General features: G+C 59.3%; 12 protein-coding genes. All 12 read left to right on the forward strand.

The window, feature by feature from the left end:
• The first annotated feature begins 1 nt into the window (after position 1).
• Entirely contained in the window at positions 2-1,759 is a 1,758-nt protein-coding gene (locus ONB25_11800) for a glycosyltransferase family 39 protein (protein MDZ7393567.1), read from the forward strand.
• 65 nt (positions 1,760-1,824) lie between these two features.
• Positions 1,825-3,159, forward strand: a complete 1,335-nt coding sequence (locus ONB25_11805) for an O-antigen ligase family protein (protein MDZ7393568.1) — start codon at positions 1,825-1,827, stop codon at positions 3,157-3,159.
• Between the two features lie 34 nt (positions 3,160-3,193).
• Positions 3,194-4,951: a carbamoyltransferase gene (locus ONB25_11810; GenBank protein MDZ7393569.1), complete on the forward strand. Its 1,758-nt coding sequence runs from the start codon at positions 3,194-3,196 to the stop codon at positions 4,949-4,951.
• Positions 4,944-6,404 (forward strand): flippase, encoded by a 1,461-nt coding sequence (locus ONB25_11815; protein MDZ7393570.1) that lies wholly within the window; start codon positions 4,944-4,946, stop codon positions 6,402-6,404. The genes ONB25_11810 and ONB25_11815 overlap by 8 nt, the downstream gene beginning before the upstream one ends.
• Positions 6,401-7,597 (forward strand): glycosyltransferase family 4 protein, encoded by a 1,197-nt coding sequence (locus ONB25_11820; GenBank protein MDZ7393571.1) that lies wholly within the window; start codon positions 6,401-6,403, stop codon positions 7,595-7,597. The genes ONB25_11815 and ONB25_11820 overlap by 4 nt, the downstream gene beginning before the upstream one ends.
• Positions 7,594-8,835: a glycosyltransferase gene (locus tag ONB25_11825; GenBank protein ID MDZ7393572.1), complete on the forward strand. Its 1,242-nt coding sequence runs from the start codon at positions 7,594-7,596 to the stop codon at positions 8,833-8,835. Before ONB25_11820 ends, ONB25_11825 begins: the two co-directional genes overlap by 4 nt.
• Before the next feature lie 15 nt (positions 8,836-8,850).
• Complete coding sequence (locus tag ONB25_11830) at positions 8,851-10,044, forward strand: glycosyltransferase (protein ID MDZ7393573.1); 1,194 nt, start codon at positions 8,851-8,853, stop codon at positions 10,042-10,044.
• An 8-nt stretch (positions 10,045-10,052) separates the two neighbouring features.
• Positions 10,053-10,733, forward strand: coding sequence for a GNAT family N-acetyltransferase (locus ONB25_11835; protein MDZ7393574.1), 681 nt, complete (start codon positions 10,053-10,055; stop codon positions 10,731-10,733).
• Position 10,734: 1 nt separating this feature from the next.
• A complete protein-coding gene (locus tag ONB25_11840; protein ID MDZ7393575.1) occupies positions 10,735-11,946 on the forward strand; it encodes a hypothetical protein in 1,212 nt (403 codons plus the stop codon).
• A gap of 9 nt (positions 11,947-11,955) precedes the next feature.
• The gene (locus ONB25_11845; GenBank protein MDZ7393576.1) at positions 11,956-13,122 is read left to right on the forward strand and encodes a hypothetical protein; all 1,167 of its coding nucleotides are present in this window, start codon (positions 11,956-11,958) and stop codon (positions 13,120-13,122) included.
• Positions 13,123-13,158: 36 nt separating this feature from the next.
• Positions 13,159-14,256, forward strand: a complete 1,098-nt coding sequence (locus tag ONB25_11850) for a DUF362 domain-containing protein (protein MDZ7393577.1) — start codon at positions 13,159-13,161, stop codon at positions 14,254-14,256.
• 26 nt (positions 14,257-14,282) lie between these two features.
• The coding region (locus tag ONB25_11855; protein MDZ7393578.1) for a glycosyltransferase family 39 protein at positions 14,283-15,882 on the forward strand (1,600 nt) is incomplete at its 3' end.

The following is a 15,882-nucleotide window of genomic DNA, read 5'->3' on the forward strand; positions in this document are numbered from 1 at the left end:
CATGATGGCGCGAGGGTTGAAACACTTAACTACCGCGAAGGGCGCCTTGCTTGTTATCCTCGGGCTTGCCCTGGGCCTACGCTTGATGGGTATTCAGTTCGGCAAGCCATTCCGTTATCACCCAGATGAGATCAAGCTGGTGGTGCAGGCCGGCTACCTCCTGCAGCCGGGTGGGCGGAGTGTGGAGACCTTGTTCATGTTGGGGTCCTATCCTCCCTTGTACACGTATGTGCTTGCAGGGTTGTATGGGGTGTATGGCCTTTTCGGGTTAGCGCTGCGCGTTTTTCCAACGGTGGAGGCGCTGAAAGACTACTACTACGTGGATACCTTTACCTTCCACGTCATGGGACGACTGCTCACCGCCATCTTGGGCACCAGCACGGTGCTGCTGGTCTACTTTGTGGGACTGAAGGGGTTTAATCGACGTGTGGGCCTGCTGGCTGCCCTGTTTTGTGCCGTGGTCTTTCTCCACGTGCGCAACTCGCACTACCTGACCGTCGACGTGCCCGCGACGTTCATGGCTACCGCCGCCTTCTTGTGCGCAGTGGCGGTGAGCCAACGTGGTGCGTGGCCCGAGGTGCTTTGCGGGGGTCTCCTTACAGGCCTTGCAGCCGCCACGAAGTACAACGCCGGGATGGTGGCGGTGCCCTTTTTGCTGGCGTTCTTTGTGCGGGCGGTGGAGCAAGGGAAGAACCCTCTTTCTGTGTTCCGCCGGCCCCAGCTGTATGCGGGTCTGGCTGCGGTGGCGGTGGGGTTTGTGCTGGGGTGCCCGCTTGTAGTGCTGGACCCCGCAAGGTTTTTTCGTGGCCTCTTTGCCTATGGCGATCTGCAGAGCCAAGGCAAAGTTGGGGTAGGTGGCGGGTTTTTCGCCTACTTCACCGCGCGGATGTCACCAGGGTACGGGGTCTTCAGTCATAACTCCGTGCCCGCAGCGGTGGGTGTGCTCACCACAGTGCTGGGCTCCCTCGGGCTGATTCGCATGCTGCTGAGCCGCAGGGGCACCTCATGGCTGGTGGTCTCATTTGTCCTGCCGTACTATGCCGTGATAGGCGCGGTGAGTTATAAGACAATTCGCCAGTTTCTGCCGCTGGTGCCGTTTTTCGTGCTGGCGGCGGGCGTGGTACTCGATGAGGTGGTAGGCATGATCAGGGGCAGGCGATGGGTTGGTCGTCTTGTACTGGCCGCTGGAGTGTTGGGGGTAGTTGTGCCCGAGCTTTACAAAGATGTGCGCTGGGTCTTGGCGATGCGCGGCCCGGATCCGCGCACGCTGGCCAAAGCCTGGATAGAGACTCACGTCTCTGAGGGCACGGTGATTGCCACCGAAAAGTACGGCCCGCCGCTCCTGGACAAGGATGACCAGCATGCTTCCCTGCGGCTGCGCTCAGGCCTTTACCGTCGGGTCTATCAGGTTGTGGACAGCCAGGCACAGCTTTCCTTCGGCTATCGAGGCGAACCGGACAGTCTTGAACCAATCCAGCACTATCTCGCTCGACGCCAGGCGGAATACTTTGTAAGCGACTCCTTTACGCGGGGAAGCTTCTTTATGGAGTTGTCGGCGCGGAAGTTCCCCCGCCTGGTTGCACACCGCCGGGCTTTCTACGCCTGGTTGGACTCTGAGGCGCAAGAGGTGGCACGATTTACCCCGCATACCAATTGGGCCGACCTCTTTCCGACCATCGTGGTCTATCGGTTGCCGACGGGCGCGGACACTGCGGAGGCAGTCCGGGGCGGGACGGGGAAAACCCCAGCAGCGCCATAGAGGTTGCGGAAAATAGCGGGGAAAACGATGGAGGCGCCATTGAGCGGCGCCGGTGGCGAGACCTGATGAACCAGATAAGCGCGCTGTACTTCTTGCTCGCATTTTGCGGCACGGTCACGCAGGGATTATGGGTGGCCCCGCTCAACACCGAGGCCATCCTCATCATGGATATCCCACTTTTCTTGCTCTTTGTTCTGGGACGCAATAGGCGTCCGCTCAGCCCGGCCATCAGGCGTATTCTGCCGATTATGGTCCTCTTTCTGCTGTGGCCGGTGGCAGGAATACCTGGGGCAGTGGACAAGCAGGCAGCCATCGCCAGCATCATCACCAATGTGCGCGCGCTCCTCATCTGTGTTGCCGTGATGCTCTTTGTCAACACGCGCCAGGACATGCGTGCGCTTCTGGCTGGGCTCAGCGCAGGGCTGCTGTTTCAGGGACTGGTGGCCATCCTTCAGTTCAGGTTCGGCTATGTGGGGCTCAGCTTCCTCGGGGAACAGGGCAGGTCATGGCGAGCCTCTGGCACATTGGGGCACCCCAACGTACTGGCCATGTACACCATGATGCTGACACCTTTGGCCTATCGGATGGGGGTCTTCGGACAGGAAAAGTACCGCTGGCTTTTCCTGACTGCGTTTCTTGTGGGAGTTGCCGCGCTCTTCGCCTCGCAGGGTCGTGCCTGCTGGCTTGGTTTCGCACTGTCAATGGTGACGTTCTTTTTCGTGGATCTGAAGAAGAGGCGCGTTGTCTCGCGGCGGACAATTGGCATATGGGTGCTCTTGGCGATTGTGGGTGTGTTCGGGGCCTTTAAGTATCGCACCATTCTCACTGGGCGTTTCACGGGAGCAGAAGAGGAACTGGTGGGGCAAAAGACCTCGAGCAGGCTTTACCTGGCCAAGGACGCGCTGCGCATCATCAAAGGTCACCCCATTTTCGGGGTGGGCCAGGAGAACTACAAGCTCCATGCAGGGGAGGAAATTCTCGGGGACAAGTTCGTGCATTGTTCGTACTTGCTGGTGGCTGCGGAGGCAGGGGTGCCGGGTCTGATATTGCTTTTGGCAATACTGGGCACGATGCTAGTTTTTACCGCTCGTCTGGCGCAGGCGAAAGATCCTTTTGTGTCCAATGTGGGCACCGGGGTCCTCACGGCTTTGGTAGCGTTGACAGTAGCGCTCTTGCCCTCGCCAGACTACCGAATTGTGTGGGTGAAGAATCACGTGTGGCTGTTGTTTGGCCTGGGACTTGCGCTGGGCAAGATTGCTTACCACGACGAGCGACGGATGGAGCGACTACGCGCTCTGGGCCTGCTTGGTGGAGGCAGCCGAGGCGGGGGTGCGGCTTCGCGAGCAATACCCCCACAGCAACCCGGGCTTCACGGTGGAATTGATGGCTTGCAATGGTGAGGTACGGAGGAACCTGATACGGAGTGAACTGAGGATGAGAATTCTCGGCATCTTTGACGACCACAACTGTGGCACAGCGATTATCGAAGACGGCAGAATCGTGTGCGCCATCGAGGAGGAACGGCTGTCCCGGATCAAGCTGCACAACGGGAACTCCAAAGATGGACCTGTTCGCTTGAGTTTGCGAGAGTGTCTGCGCCTGACCAACTCTCATCGGGGCAACATTGACCGGATTGCAGCGGCAATTGCCCCTCCACGTGATCTGATGGTCTATGTGCTCAAGGACCTCATGCGCCAAAAGAACCCCCGCTGGTGGCTGGCGTCGTTGGTGAGCAAGTCGGTGCGGTGGGATCGGTACTTCTTGTTCTACCCTTACTTCTACAACGCGCGACGCATCAGGAAGCTCAAGGGTCTATTGCGTGAGGTGGGATTGGAGGGCGTACCCATCGATTTTATGGACCACCACACAGCCCATGCAGCCTCTGCGTACTATGCATCGGGCCGCCCAAGAGCCCTCATCGTGACGTTGGATGGGCAGGGAGATGGCCTCTGTGGCAAGGTCTACCTGGGCGACCGTGGCCGGCTGCGCCTGCTGAAGGAGGTGCCCAGCTATCATTCAATCGGGCTTTTCTACAACTTTATCACGTGGCTTCTCGGCTTCAAGCCGATGCGCCACGAGGGCAAGATCACGGGCCTGGCGGCTCACGGCGATTATGAGCAGACCCGGCACCTTTTTGAGCAGCTCTTCGCTTTGAATGACAATGAATTCCGCTACCTGTTGGCCGAGCGTCTTTACCAGCACGCCTATCCCCACCGGAGCAACTATGTCAAGTTCAAGAAGGCAGTGCCGCAGGAGTTGCTCGGCTTCCCTCCTGAGCAGATCGCGGCAGGTGTGCAGGGCATTAGCGAACGCCTAGTCGGCCAGTTCGTGGATGCTGTGCTGCAACAAACTGGTCCCATTGACGTGTGCTTGGCCGGTGGGGTATTTGCCAATGTGCGCATCAACCAGAAGGTCGCGGAATTGCCCAACGCCCAGTCGGTGTTCATCTTCCCGGCGATGGGCGACGGTGGTCTGTGCGCGGGAGCTGCTTTGTACTCCTATTACAAGAGCTTGGGGTTCCCAGAACTCGACAGCGTGCCCCAGCTACAGGATGTCTACCTCGGGCCGGAGTTCAGTGAGGAGGAGATCCTGGCGGAAATCAAGCGTGCAGGGTTGAAGTACACATTTCACGAGGACATCGAAACGGTGATTGCCGATTTACTGGCTAAGGGCAAAGTGGTGGCGCGCTTCAACGGGCGCATGGAATACGGACCGCGTGCATTGGGCAACCGCTCCATTCTCTATCAGGCCACCGACCCGACTGTCAACGACTGGCTCAATCATCGCCTGCGTCGTACCGAGTTTATGCCCTTCGCTCCGGCAACCCTTGCCGAAGAGGCAACCCTCTGCTACAAGAACTTGGGTCGTAACGACTTTCCGGCCAAGTTCATGACCATCACTTTTGACTGCACCAGCGAGATGAAGCGCAAGTGTCCGGCGGTGGTCCACGTGGACAATACTGCGCGGCCGCAGCTGGTGGACGAAAAGACCAACCCCAGCTTCTACCGCATCCTCAGGGAGTACTACCGCCGCACGGGGTTGAACTCCATCATCAACACGAGCTTCAACATGCATGAGGAACCGATTGTGTGTTCCCCCTATGACGCGATTCGCGCGTTCCAGCTTGGGCACCTCGACTACCTGGCCATGGCGAGGTTCCTGGTCTACTCTGACAAGGAAGTCAATGGGTAACCTCAAGCGTAACACGCTGTTTGTCTCCATCGGCCAGGTCGTGAGGCTGGTCCTTGCCGTCGTCTTGTACGCCTACGCGTGTCGGTTTTTGGGCGATGAGGACTTTGGCCGGTACGGGTTGGCTACCACCCTCATGTTCTTTGTCCTCCTCTTGGACGATTTTGGTGTCAACACCTGGTTGGTGCGCGAGGTGGCTCGTGCGCGTGCGGAGGGCAGGCATCTGTTCAGCGTGGCCAGTGGCATGAAGGTGGCGCTCATACCATTGGCTGCTCTCCTGGTTCTGGGCGTCGATCGCCTCATGGGCTATGACCAACGTACCATGGTGGCCATTGTCATTTTAGCCGGCTACGGCGTGCTCTCTTCCTTTTCGGCGATGTGCGGCTCCATGTTCCGCGCCTACGAGCAAATGCAGTATGACGCGCTGCTCAACATCGTGGAAAAGGCGGTGATCTTTGCTCTGGGTCTTCTGGCCTTGCACCGCGGCTTAGGCCTCTATGGGCTATCATGGGCCTTCGTCGCAGGTGGCATGGTGAGCGTGGGCTTGGGGCTGGTCATCCTACGACGGCGCTTTTTTGTGCCCACATTGCGATTCGATTACAAGGAGTCGCTGCGCATCTTTAGCGGGGCAGTGGTGTTCGGCGTGTCGGTTTTCCTTACCACGCTCTACAACCGAGTGGACATGCTCATGCTTTCGGTGATGAAACCACCTGAGGTGTGGGGGTGGTATGCCGCTGCCCATCGTTTGCTCAATTTCACAAATCAGGTGCCGTTGGTGTTCATGATCGCCATGTTCCCGCGCATGTCGCACGAGAGCTTGGTGTCAAGGGAGGAGCTCTCGCGCATTTTCGCCAAAGGGTTCAAGTACATGCTTGTGTTGGCCTTGCCGATGATTGCGGGTGTCATAGCACTGGCCGACAAAATAATCCTATTCTTCAGCGGCCCGGGATTTGCCAATGCGGTACCTGCGCTCAAGGTGCTCGCGGTAGACGCCGGTTTGCTGTTCCCCAACATCTTGCTGGCAGGGCTTCTTGGTGCCAGTAATCATCAGAATTTCTTGGTGGCCGTGCAGGCATGTGGACTTTTCGCCAACGCCGCCCTTAACTACGCATTGATTCCCAGGTACGCTCACGTGGGCGCAGCGTATGCGACGGTGGCAACAGAGCTGTTGGTCTTGGTGGTCTGCCTGACATTTGCCTGCCGCCGGATCGTCACTCTGCGCGGGTTTGGCTATCTGCCGAAGGCCATCGTTGGTACGGCGGTCATGGTCGCCGTGGTTTTGGCCTTGCGCGGTTTCCACCTTCTCGTGGCCGCCGCGGGCGCGGCATTGGTTTACCTGGCTTTGCTGTTTGTGACCCGCGCCGTTGCGGTGGAAGAAGTGAAAGGGTTGGGGCTGTTTCGGCGTGGCAGTTCGCCCAGGCCAGTGGCCGACAGGACGCGCCAGGAGCTGGCATGAGGATCCTATACCTGAACTACCTTTACGACCTCAAAGGGTGCTCCCTGGGTTCGGCGGTGAAGCCGCAGGAGCTGTTCAGAGCAATGCAGGCCCAGGGGCATCAAGTGCTCATGTGCTGGATGAAAAAGCAGCCTGCCAGGCCAGGTGCGGGCGCAGGGAGTTCGCGCCGGAAAGTGAAAAGGTTCTTGCGCCGCTACCTGGCCGATGCCAAGCAGCTCCTCCTCAATGTGCCGTACCTGCTGCGCGCCCTGCACCACGCCCAACGTTTCCGACCTGACCTCATCGTAAGCCGGTTGGAGCGTGGCTTGTTCTGCGACCTTCTGCTGGCGCGCATAAAACGGCTCCCGCTCGTCGTCGAGGGGGACTGTCCAGGTGTGTACGAAGCGCTGCAGTTCCAAAAAGACTATGTGAAGTACCGGACCGTAAGTCGCTTCATCGAGTGGCTAAATGTGCGCCAGGCCGACGCGGTAGTGGTAGTGTCCGAGCCTTTGCGCACCTACTTTGCCAATTATGGTGTGCCCGAGAGGCGACTGCACGTGGTGAGCAACGGCGCCGACCCGGAGAGGTTTTCGCCCCGCGTCTCAGGGAGCCTCGTCAGGCGCCGGTACAAGCTGGGCAACGCGACTGTAGTTGGCTTCATCGGTTCCTTTAGCACCTGGCATGGCATCAACAATCTTGCCCAGCTCATTGAACAAGTGCACGAACAACTCCCTGATGTTAAGTTCCTGCTGGTGGGCACTGGCGGCAGAATGAAAAGTTGGTTGGAGAACTATGTAGCCGAACGTGGGTTGCAGGAGGCGGTCATCTTTGCCGGCTATGTGGAGTATCAGGAGATGCCCCAGCACGTGGCCGCCATGGACATCGTGGTGGCTCCATACCCCTACCTGCCGTTTTTCTATTTCTCGCCGGTCAAGATCTACGAGTACATGGCAGCAGGTCGGCCGGTTGTGACCACGGACATTGGTCAGATTTCCGAAATCATCCGCCATGGGGAAAGCGGCCTTCTGTGTCCTCCTGACGACGTTGGTTGCCTGGTGCGCGGCATTGTTCGTTTGGCAAAGTCCCCAGAGGCGCGGCAGCGGATGGGGAGAGCCGCGCGCGACACGGTGATGGGCGCACACACATGGCGGCACAAGGCCCAGGCATGGTCGGCCATTTGCACCCAGGTCCTTGCTGAGGCGCGGCGTCCATGAAAGTGCTCATGGTGCACAAGTTCTACTTTATCGAGGGAGGGGCCGAACGATACATGTTCAACCTCTCCGGGTTATTGACCAGCCGGGGGGAGCAGGTTATTCCTTTTGCCATGCAACACCCAAGGAACGTGCCTACCCCCTATTCGCGTTACTTCGTCAGCCAATTCGATCCGGACGGCGTGCTGGGGCGTTTGAGCGTGCGCGCCGGCTTGCGCAGTGTGGGTCGCGTCATCTACAGCCTGGAGGCGCGTCGCAAGATCGAAAGGCTCATCGAAGATGAGCGACCGGACATCGCTCATGTGCACGGCGTCTATCACCACCTTTCGCCGTCTGTGCTTTTTGCCCTCAAGCGCTACAGCATCCCCGTTGTCTTTACCTTGCACGAGTACAAGATCCTCTGCCCAAGCTACCTTTTCTTGAACCGACACGGCCAGGTCTGCGAGCTTTGCGAAGGGAGGAAGTTTTGGCATCCGATCAAGGAGCGGTGCCTCAAGGGTTCACTAGCGGCGAGTATGTTGGTGAGCGCAGAGGCATACGTGCACCGCATCCTGCGTACCTATCATCGTACTGTTGATCTCTTTATCTCGCCGAGCCGCTTTCTTCGGGACAAGATGATTCAATACGGTTTCCCGCCGGAGAAGGTTATCTGGTTGCCGTACACGATACCCATTCACGAGTACGAGCCGTGCTATGAGGCGGACAACTACTTCACCTACGTGGGGCGGCTGTCTCGGGAAAAAGGGATTGAGCTGCTGGTGGAAGCTATGGAGAACGTGGAAGGGGCGGAGCTCTATGTGTGTGGCACGGGGCGTTTGGAGGAATCCCTCAAGCGGATGGTGGCGACCAGGGGCATGCGCAATGTTCGTTTTCTGGGGCACCTGGGAGGGGAGCAGTTGCGTGCGGTGATGCGCCGGAGCATGTTCACCGTGGTGCCCTCGATCGTTTACGACAACTCGCCTCTGGCGGTGTATGAGTCCTTTGCGCTGGGCAAGCCGGTGGCCGGGGCTCGGATCGGTGGCATCCCAGAGCTTATCGATCCTGGGCAGGACGGTGTGCTATTTGAGCCCAACAATCGCGCCGACATGGTGAGCGCCATCCGCGTACTGGTGGCAGACCGGCAGCGGCTTGAGGCGATGGGGCGACGGGCGCGGGCCAAGGCGGAGCGCTGGTTCGCACCCGAGGAGCATCTGCGCCGCATCATGGCGGTGTACCGTCAGGTGAGCGGGCGGGGTTGCTGAGCAGAATGGGAGCTTATGATAGGGAGAAAAAAACGACGCCTGCTTCATGTGGTGCACGGTCTGGGCAGAGCAGGCGGAGAGAGGAAGCTTTGGGAACTGCTGAGGCGCATAGACAGGCAGCGGTACGAAGTCGCCATCTGCGCCGTGGGCAAGTCGGGTCTAATGGAGGAGGATTTCCGCAGCCTTGGTTACGAGCTCCACATCTTTCGCCGCCGATGGCGGTACGACCCCACGCTCCCGTTCGCGGTGGCGCGGCTCATGCGCGCATTCCGACCTGACGTGGTTCAGACTACGTTGTTTTTTGCCGACATCATCGGTGCATTGGCCAGCTGCCTGGCGCGCCCCAGGGCATTGGTGTCCTGGGAGGTGATTACCCACCCCCTCAACCTGCGGCGTGAGCTCATGTACTGGGCCCTGCGCCGCCGTTTCGACATGGTGGTCACAGTGTCTGACTCCATCCAGCGATTCGTGGTCGAAAAACGGCACCAGGACCCGCGCAGAATAACCACGATCCACTACGGCGTCGATCTGGAGTACTTCCGCCCCAAGTCCAAGAGGGGAGTATTGGCGCAGCACATCGGCGCTCCCGGAGCGACGCTGTTTGGGACGGTAGCCCATTTTCGCAGGCAAAAGGGCCACCTGTATTTGATCGAGGCGGCGGCCCGTGTAGTTGCCAGCCATCCCGAGGCTCACTTTGTCCTGGTGGGAGTTGGACCGGAACTAGAGGCCGTCAAGGAGCGAACCCGGCAACTGAGCTTGGAGGGACATGTACATTTTCTCGGTCTGCGCGAGGACGTGCGTGATGTATTGAATGAACTGGATGTGTTCGTGCTTCCTTCATTGTGGGAAGGATTTCCGAATGTCGTGTTAGAGGCGATGGCCTGCGGCAAGCCTGTCATCGCCACGGCTGTTGAAGGCACCGCCGAACTGGTGGTGCACGGCGAGACGGGGCTGCTTGTCAAACCCGCACACGCAGAGGAGCTTGCGGGGGCACTACTAGCGGTACTCAATGACCATGACGCGATTGCCGAGTTCGGAGCTGCGGGGCGTAGGCGGGTCGAGGAGCACTTTAGTGTTGAGCACCAGGTGGCCGCCTTCGAGCAGTTGTACGAGGCGCTGGCCGATGGCAGACCGGAACTGGTGCCGAGACGAAACGCTTTGCAAGGCGCTGCAGAAGTCTCGCGCTACTCGCACTTGTGTGGAGACTGACAATCCAGATGTGGGCGCTACGCATAAACAGAGTAATGCACGAACTGAGGACCGGGGGTGTGTCTGCCGTGGCGCGCTACGTGGCGGAACGGCTGGTGCGCAAGAACAGTTTTTTGGTGTTTGTGACGGACCTGCACCAACCATGGCCCACTTACCCCTGTCCGGATGGTTACACAGTCCGCCTCATTACGGGCATGGAAGGACGCGACATTGATCGTTTGCTTCAATTCTGGATGACCTTTTACGCCGACAATTATCCCCTTTTCTATGACGAACGGCTGGTACGGAAACTCCTGGAGGCCCGCTTTGCCGCTGGGGAACTCTGTTTCGTAGCTGAGCATGGCGATGACATTGCGCATTTTCACTGGATAAGCCGGTTCGGCCGGTGCGATTTGAACAGGGAAGAGCCCCTGAAGTTCTTGCCTTTTCGCCCGGGGAGGGACGCGTACGCGTACAACCTTTTCACCCGTCCCGACTACCGAGGGAAAGGACTGATTCTTGCCACCCACTCCTTCCTGTGCGAGTACCTCCGACAACAGGGATGCGAGCAGGTGCTTACCTGTGTGGGGATAAAGAACACCGCTTCGATCAAGGTACATCGGAGAATTGCCGTCCAGGTGGGAACGCTCCACGTGGTGCGCTACCTCGTTTTCGATCGGGCGCGCATGGTGCCGGTTCAGGGAGGGTGATGTGGCAGCGGACGGAAACCGGCCTTGTCCTGCAGTGGTGGTCCCCCTGCACGAGACCGGCCTGGAGGTGGTGCGGGCACTGGGCAGGCGGGGCGTGCAGGTGATCGGTGTCGACGCCGACCGGCTCCGTCCCGGAAGCTATAGCCGCTACTGTCTGCGCTTTGTGCGGTCAGCCACCGAGGGGCAAGGCCTAGTAGACACTCTGATGGGCCTGGGAGCTGAGTTAGGAACAAAGGCGGTTCTTTTCCCCTGCGGCGACCCCCAGGTGCTCACTGTGTCGGGGGGCCGGACTCTGCTGGAGCAGCACTACCTCCTGCCCCTGCCGGAGGAAAGCGTGGTGAGCACGCTCATGCGCAAGGACCTGTTTGCGGCCATCGCGCAGGAGCTGGGCTACCCGATCCCGCGCACCTTTGTCGTGGAGGGAGAAGCCAGGGCAGAGGAGATTGCCCGCAAGGTCCGCTACCCCTGCATTTTGAAGCCGGCGGTGAGGACCGAGCAGTGGGAGCGCAAGCGGCTCCCCAAGAACTATCTCTTGCATGCCCCTGAGGGCTTGATGGAAGCCTACCATGCTTGCGCGCCTTTTGCAGCCCAGGTGGTGGTACAGGAGTGGATCCCTGGGAGTGATGAGGACGTCTACTTCTGTCTGGTGTATTTCGATCAGATGGGCAGACCGGTGGCGTCATTCACGGGCAGAAAGTTGCGCCAGTGGCCGCCCCAACGTGGCTGCACAGCCGTGGCCACCGGACACGCAGAGGCGGAATTGGAGGAGCTGACGATCCGCTTTCTGCGGCAAATCGGGTTTAGAGGACTGGGCTCGATGGAGTATCGCCTCGACCCACGGGACGGCCGCTTTGTGATGATCGAGCCCACGGTGGGGCGCATCGATCTTCAATCCGGCGTGAGCGAGTTGTACGGCATCAGCTTCCCCTGGGTGGCCTATGCGGACTTGGCAGGGTTGGACGTTACGGTATCCAAGAAACCCAACGGCGAGGCTAAGTGGGTGCATGAAGAAGGCACCGGCCGTTTGTTCGTGCGTGAATTGTGGAAAAGGGATCTGAGTTGCCGTCAGTGGAAGCGACTGTTGCAAGGGCGGCGACGCTACGCGGTACTTGCAGGCGACGACTGGGGCCCTACGTGCGCTTTGTGTCTGGACGGCATCAGAAGAGTTGGAAAGGGCCTGGTGCGTCGCATGCTCCACAAGAGCTTGAATTGAGGTGACCTCATGCAGCTGAACTCACGGTTGATAGTGTTCTCTCTTATGCTCCTTTTGGGTGGAGGGGCATTGACCTATGGACTTTTTCACGACGCGTGGGAAAAGCAGCCCACCTACTACGGGCCCAATGACCGGATGATGATTTCCTTCGGCGCAGTCACGGGGAGCCTTGCGCTGCTGCTGCTTGTGAGCGAGCGCATTGGGCTGCATCGGCGAGGCGTGCTGAGCGCGCGGGTCAGGGCCTTCGACGCCCTCGCCGTCGGCGCTTTTGTCGCCCTGGCCGGTGTCGCCACCGGCATGTTTCTGTTCCACCAGACCAGTGGTGACGAATCCTACCAGAACAAGGAGTTCGCCATTGGCATTTACCAGGCACCTCAGGAGGCGCCCCTGCAGTTTAGCGGTGCGGGTATCAAAAACCCGGTGCTCACCCGCAACAGCATGCCAGATTTGGAGATACGCTGTGTAGCCGATCCTTTCCTCGTCAGCGAAGGCGATTCTCTCTACCTGTTTTACGAGGCGTTAGAAGCGGTCACTGGCCAGGGAGTGATCGCGGTGGCAACCAGCGCGGACGGCAAGGTGTGGGAGTACAAGGCGATCGTCCTAGATGAGCCCTTTCATCTTTCGTATCCTTGCGTTTTCAAGTGGGAGGGCCGCTATTATATGATCCCAGAAGCAGCCACCACGCGCTCGGTCCGGCTCTACCGGGCCGTAAAGTTTCCTTATCGTTGGGAATTTGTCAAGAAGCTAATCGACCAGGACGACAAGCTTTTCAAAGATAACACCATCTTCGAGTACGGCGGACGGTGGTGGCTTTTCAGCGAGACAATGGGAAACCGAGTACTGCGGCTCTACTACGCCCACACGCCGCTGGGGCCCTGGACCGAACATCCCAAGAGCCCGGTGGTGAACGGCAATCCGGAAATTGCCCGCCCGGGCGGCTCGGTGGTGGAGATGGGGGGACACCTGTACCGCTTTGCCCAGGACGATGCCAAGTACTACGGGCGCCAGGTGTGGGCCATTGAAATCACCAAGCTCTCGCCCACTGAATACGAGGAGAAAAAGCTGAGGAGCCGTCCGGTGCTGAAGGGGTTCGAACCCTGGAATCGGCGCGGCATGCACCACCTCTGCCCCATCAAGACTCCCGACGGGTGGATAGCCGCTGTGGACGGCTATTGAAAGAATCCTCTTGGTGGTTCGCACAGGAGAGGCGAGATGGCAACGCGGGCAGTCGTAGCGGCGGTGAAAACAACACCCGAGACCGTGATGCACGACATCACGCGCGCGATGGAGTTGGCAGGTTTTCAAAGGTGCCTGAAAACGGGCGTCCCCACTATCCTAAAGGACAATATCTCCTGGCACTACCCATTCCCTTCGGCCAATACCACCCCGTGGCAGCTGGAGGGTGTTATTCGCACCCTTCGGCAGGCAGGTTACAAGGACTTGGTGGCGGTGCACAACAACACCGTGGTTACCAACCCCTTCAAGGGAGAGCGACTTAACCGGCTGGCTGTCGTCTACAGGCGATACGGCGTGCCGGAAAAGTACAACTTTGTTGCGACGGACATGGAATGGGTGGAGTACCGCCCCAAGGCGCGTATGCGGGTATTGGACAAAGTGTTTCCCGAGGGAATCCGTCTGCCTGATTTCTTCTTTGGCAAGAACGTGGTGCACCTGCCGACGATGAAGTGCCACATCTACACGACGACCACAGGGGCGATGAAAAATGCCTTTGGCGGCTTGCTCAGCACCAAGCGGCATTACACGCACAGCGTGATCCATGAGACGTTGGTGGACCTGCTTGCCATCCAGAAGGAGATTCATCCCGGGCTGTTTGCGGTGATGGACGGCACCACTGCTGGGGACGGGCCCGGGCCGCGAACGATGCGGCCAATCCGTGCCGACTTGATTCTCGCCAGTGGCGATCAGGTGGCCATCGATGCCGTCGCTGCGCGCATTCTCGGCTTTGCGCCGATGGAGATCGGCTACATCCGCCTGGCGCACGAGGCAGGCTTAGGCGTTGGGCGGCCGGAGGAGATCGAGCTGCGGGGCGATGATGTCTCCGGACTATGCTTGGGGTGTACAGTGGGTGACAACCTGGCAAGCAAGGCTGGCGATCTTTTCTGGTTCGGCCCAGGCAGGCGGCTGCAGAGGCTGCTCTTCCGTACCCCCCTGGTATACGCCTTCGTCTTTGCCTCGGCCGCCTATCACGATTTTTGCTGGTGGCCGGTCAAGGGTAGACGGGTTTTCGCGCGGTGGCTCCAGGAGTCACCGTGGGGGCAGCTGTTCGATACATACTCGGAAGAAAGGTAGCACTTGTGTCCTGGAGGAATAATTGCATGCGGCAAGGTGAGCACTGGCTTTTCCTGGTGGTGATTGTTGGCGTGGCGGCAGTGCTGCAAGCCTATGGCATCGACAAGATCGTGCTGGGTAGTGACGAGCTGCACCCGGCGCGCGCGCTCATTAGCGACGACTGGAGCATTGTGCGCTACCCGTGGCCAGAGGAAGCCACCCTGGAATTCTATCGCAACTGGCCCATGCACTTTCCGCCTTTGTTCGCCTTGCTCACCAGGGCGGCAGTGGTGGTACTGGGTGCCGGCCACGTCGCTTTGCGACTTTTTCCCCTTCTTTTTGGGATAGCGGCCACCTTCGTGAGCTACTTTCTTTATCGCGAGTTCTATGGGCGTCGGTGGGCGCTAATTGCGCCGGTGTTGGTTGGTATTGCCTCGGACCAGGTACTCACCTGGGCAAAAGCCATCAAGCATTACACCGCCGACGTTCTCTTTTGTTCGCTTCTTCTCATCGTCGGCAAACGGCTCTTGGAGCGTAACCGGCTTCAGGACTGGGTGTTCTTCGGGCTGCTCGCGGTGGTGAGTTTCTGGATCGGCTATGGCGCGGTATATTTCATTGCAGGCATCTTCCTGCTCCTATTGATTAACCTGTTCAGAGTGGCGCGCCGTGGGGGGACTTCTCTGGGACCTTACCTTGTACCCTTGGTTATTACTGGGGTCCTGACGGTGGCGTCCTTCGCGGGATTGCGGGTGCTAGCAATCCAGCAGGCAGTGGAGAATGAAGTTTTCATGCGCTCCTTCGGCATCCAGATGCTCGATCATCGACGTCTTGGGGACCTGGGCTACGTGGCTTACTTCTTTGCGCGCGTCGGATTCCAGACCCTGAAGCTCCCCTGGTTCTTTTTCCGGCACTCTGCGGCCTTTGCCGTGTTGGCCAACGCGCTCATCGCCGTGTGGCTGGTGCCGCGTGTGCGCCGGCGGCAGTGGATGGAGGTGGGACTGGTGCTGCTTCCCTGGGCCTTTTGTGTGGCGGCGGCAGTGGCGGGGTTTTACCCCTTCACCGCCAATCGCCTCCTGCTTTTCTTGCTCCCCTCCTGGATGCTGATGATGGTGCGCGGATGTGCGGAAGGCGTGGCGTGGGTTCGGCAGCGCAGCAGACTAGTTGCCTTAGCGATAGTGGCAGTGCTTGCAGCCTGGGTCGGCCTCATGATTTACCGCAATGTCGTCGATGTAAGTAAAATGCGGCTGGGAGGTGGCAGGCGTATTGATTTGGCCGTGCAGTATTTGGCCCAGAATGCGCAGGACGGCGACACCGTCTTCTTGCACTGGGCAGCCATAGTCGGGTTCTACTACTACTTCACCGATCACCGCCCTGGCTATGCACATGAGTATCCGATTCCTGGAAAGGCCGGGATCGTCCGCGTCATTTACGGCGAACAGCACAATGTGCTCCAAGACTACGAGCCTCTGTTCCGCCGCGTGGAGGAGGTGCCGGGGCGACTATGGCTGCTCTTCGGCCACAAATGGCCTTCGGAGGAGATGACTGCCCTGGAAAACCGTCTGCGCGCCCAGCGTCCGTTGCTGCAAGAGTTCCAGCAGGGGAAGTGTCGCGTAGTGCTTTTTGGCCCCCGGATGACGGTGGCTGAGG

The sequence above is a fragment of the candidate division KSB1 bacterium genome (genome assembly GCA_034506335.1).
Lineage (GTDB): Bacteria > Zhuqueibacterota > Zhuqueibacteria > JANLFK01 > Oleimicrobiaceae > Oleimicrobium.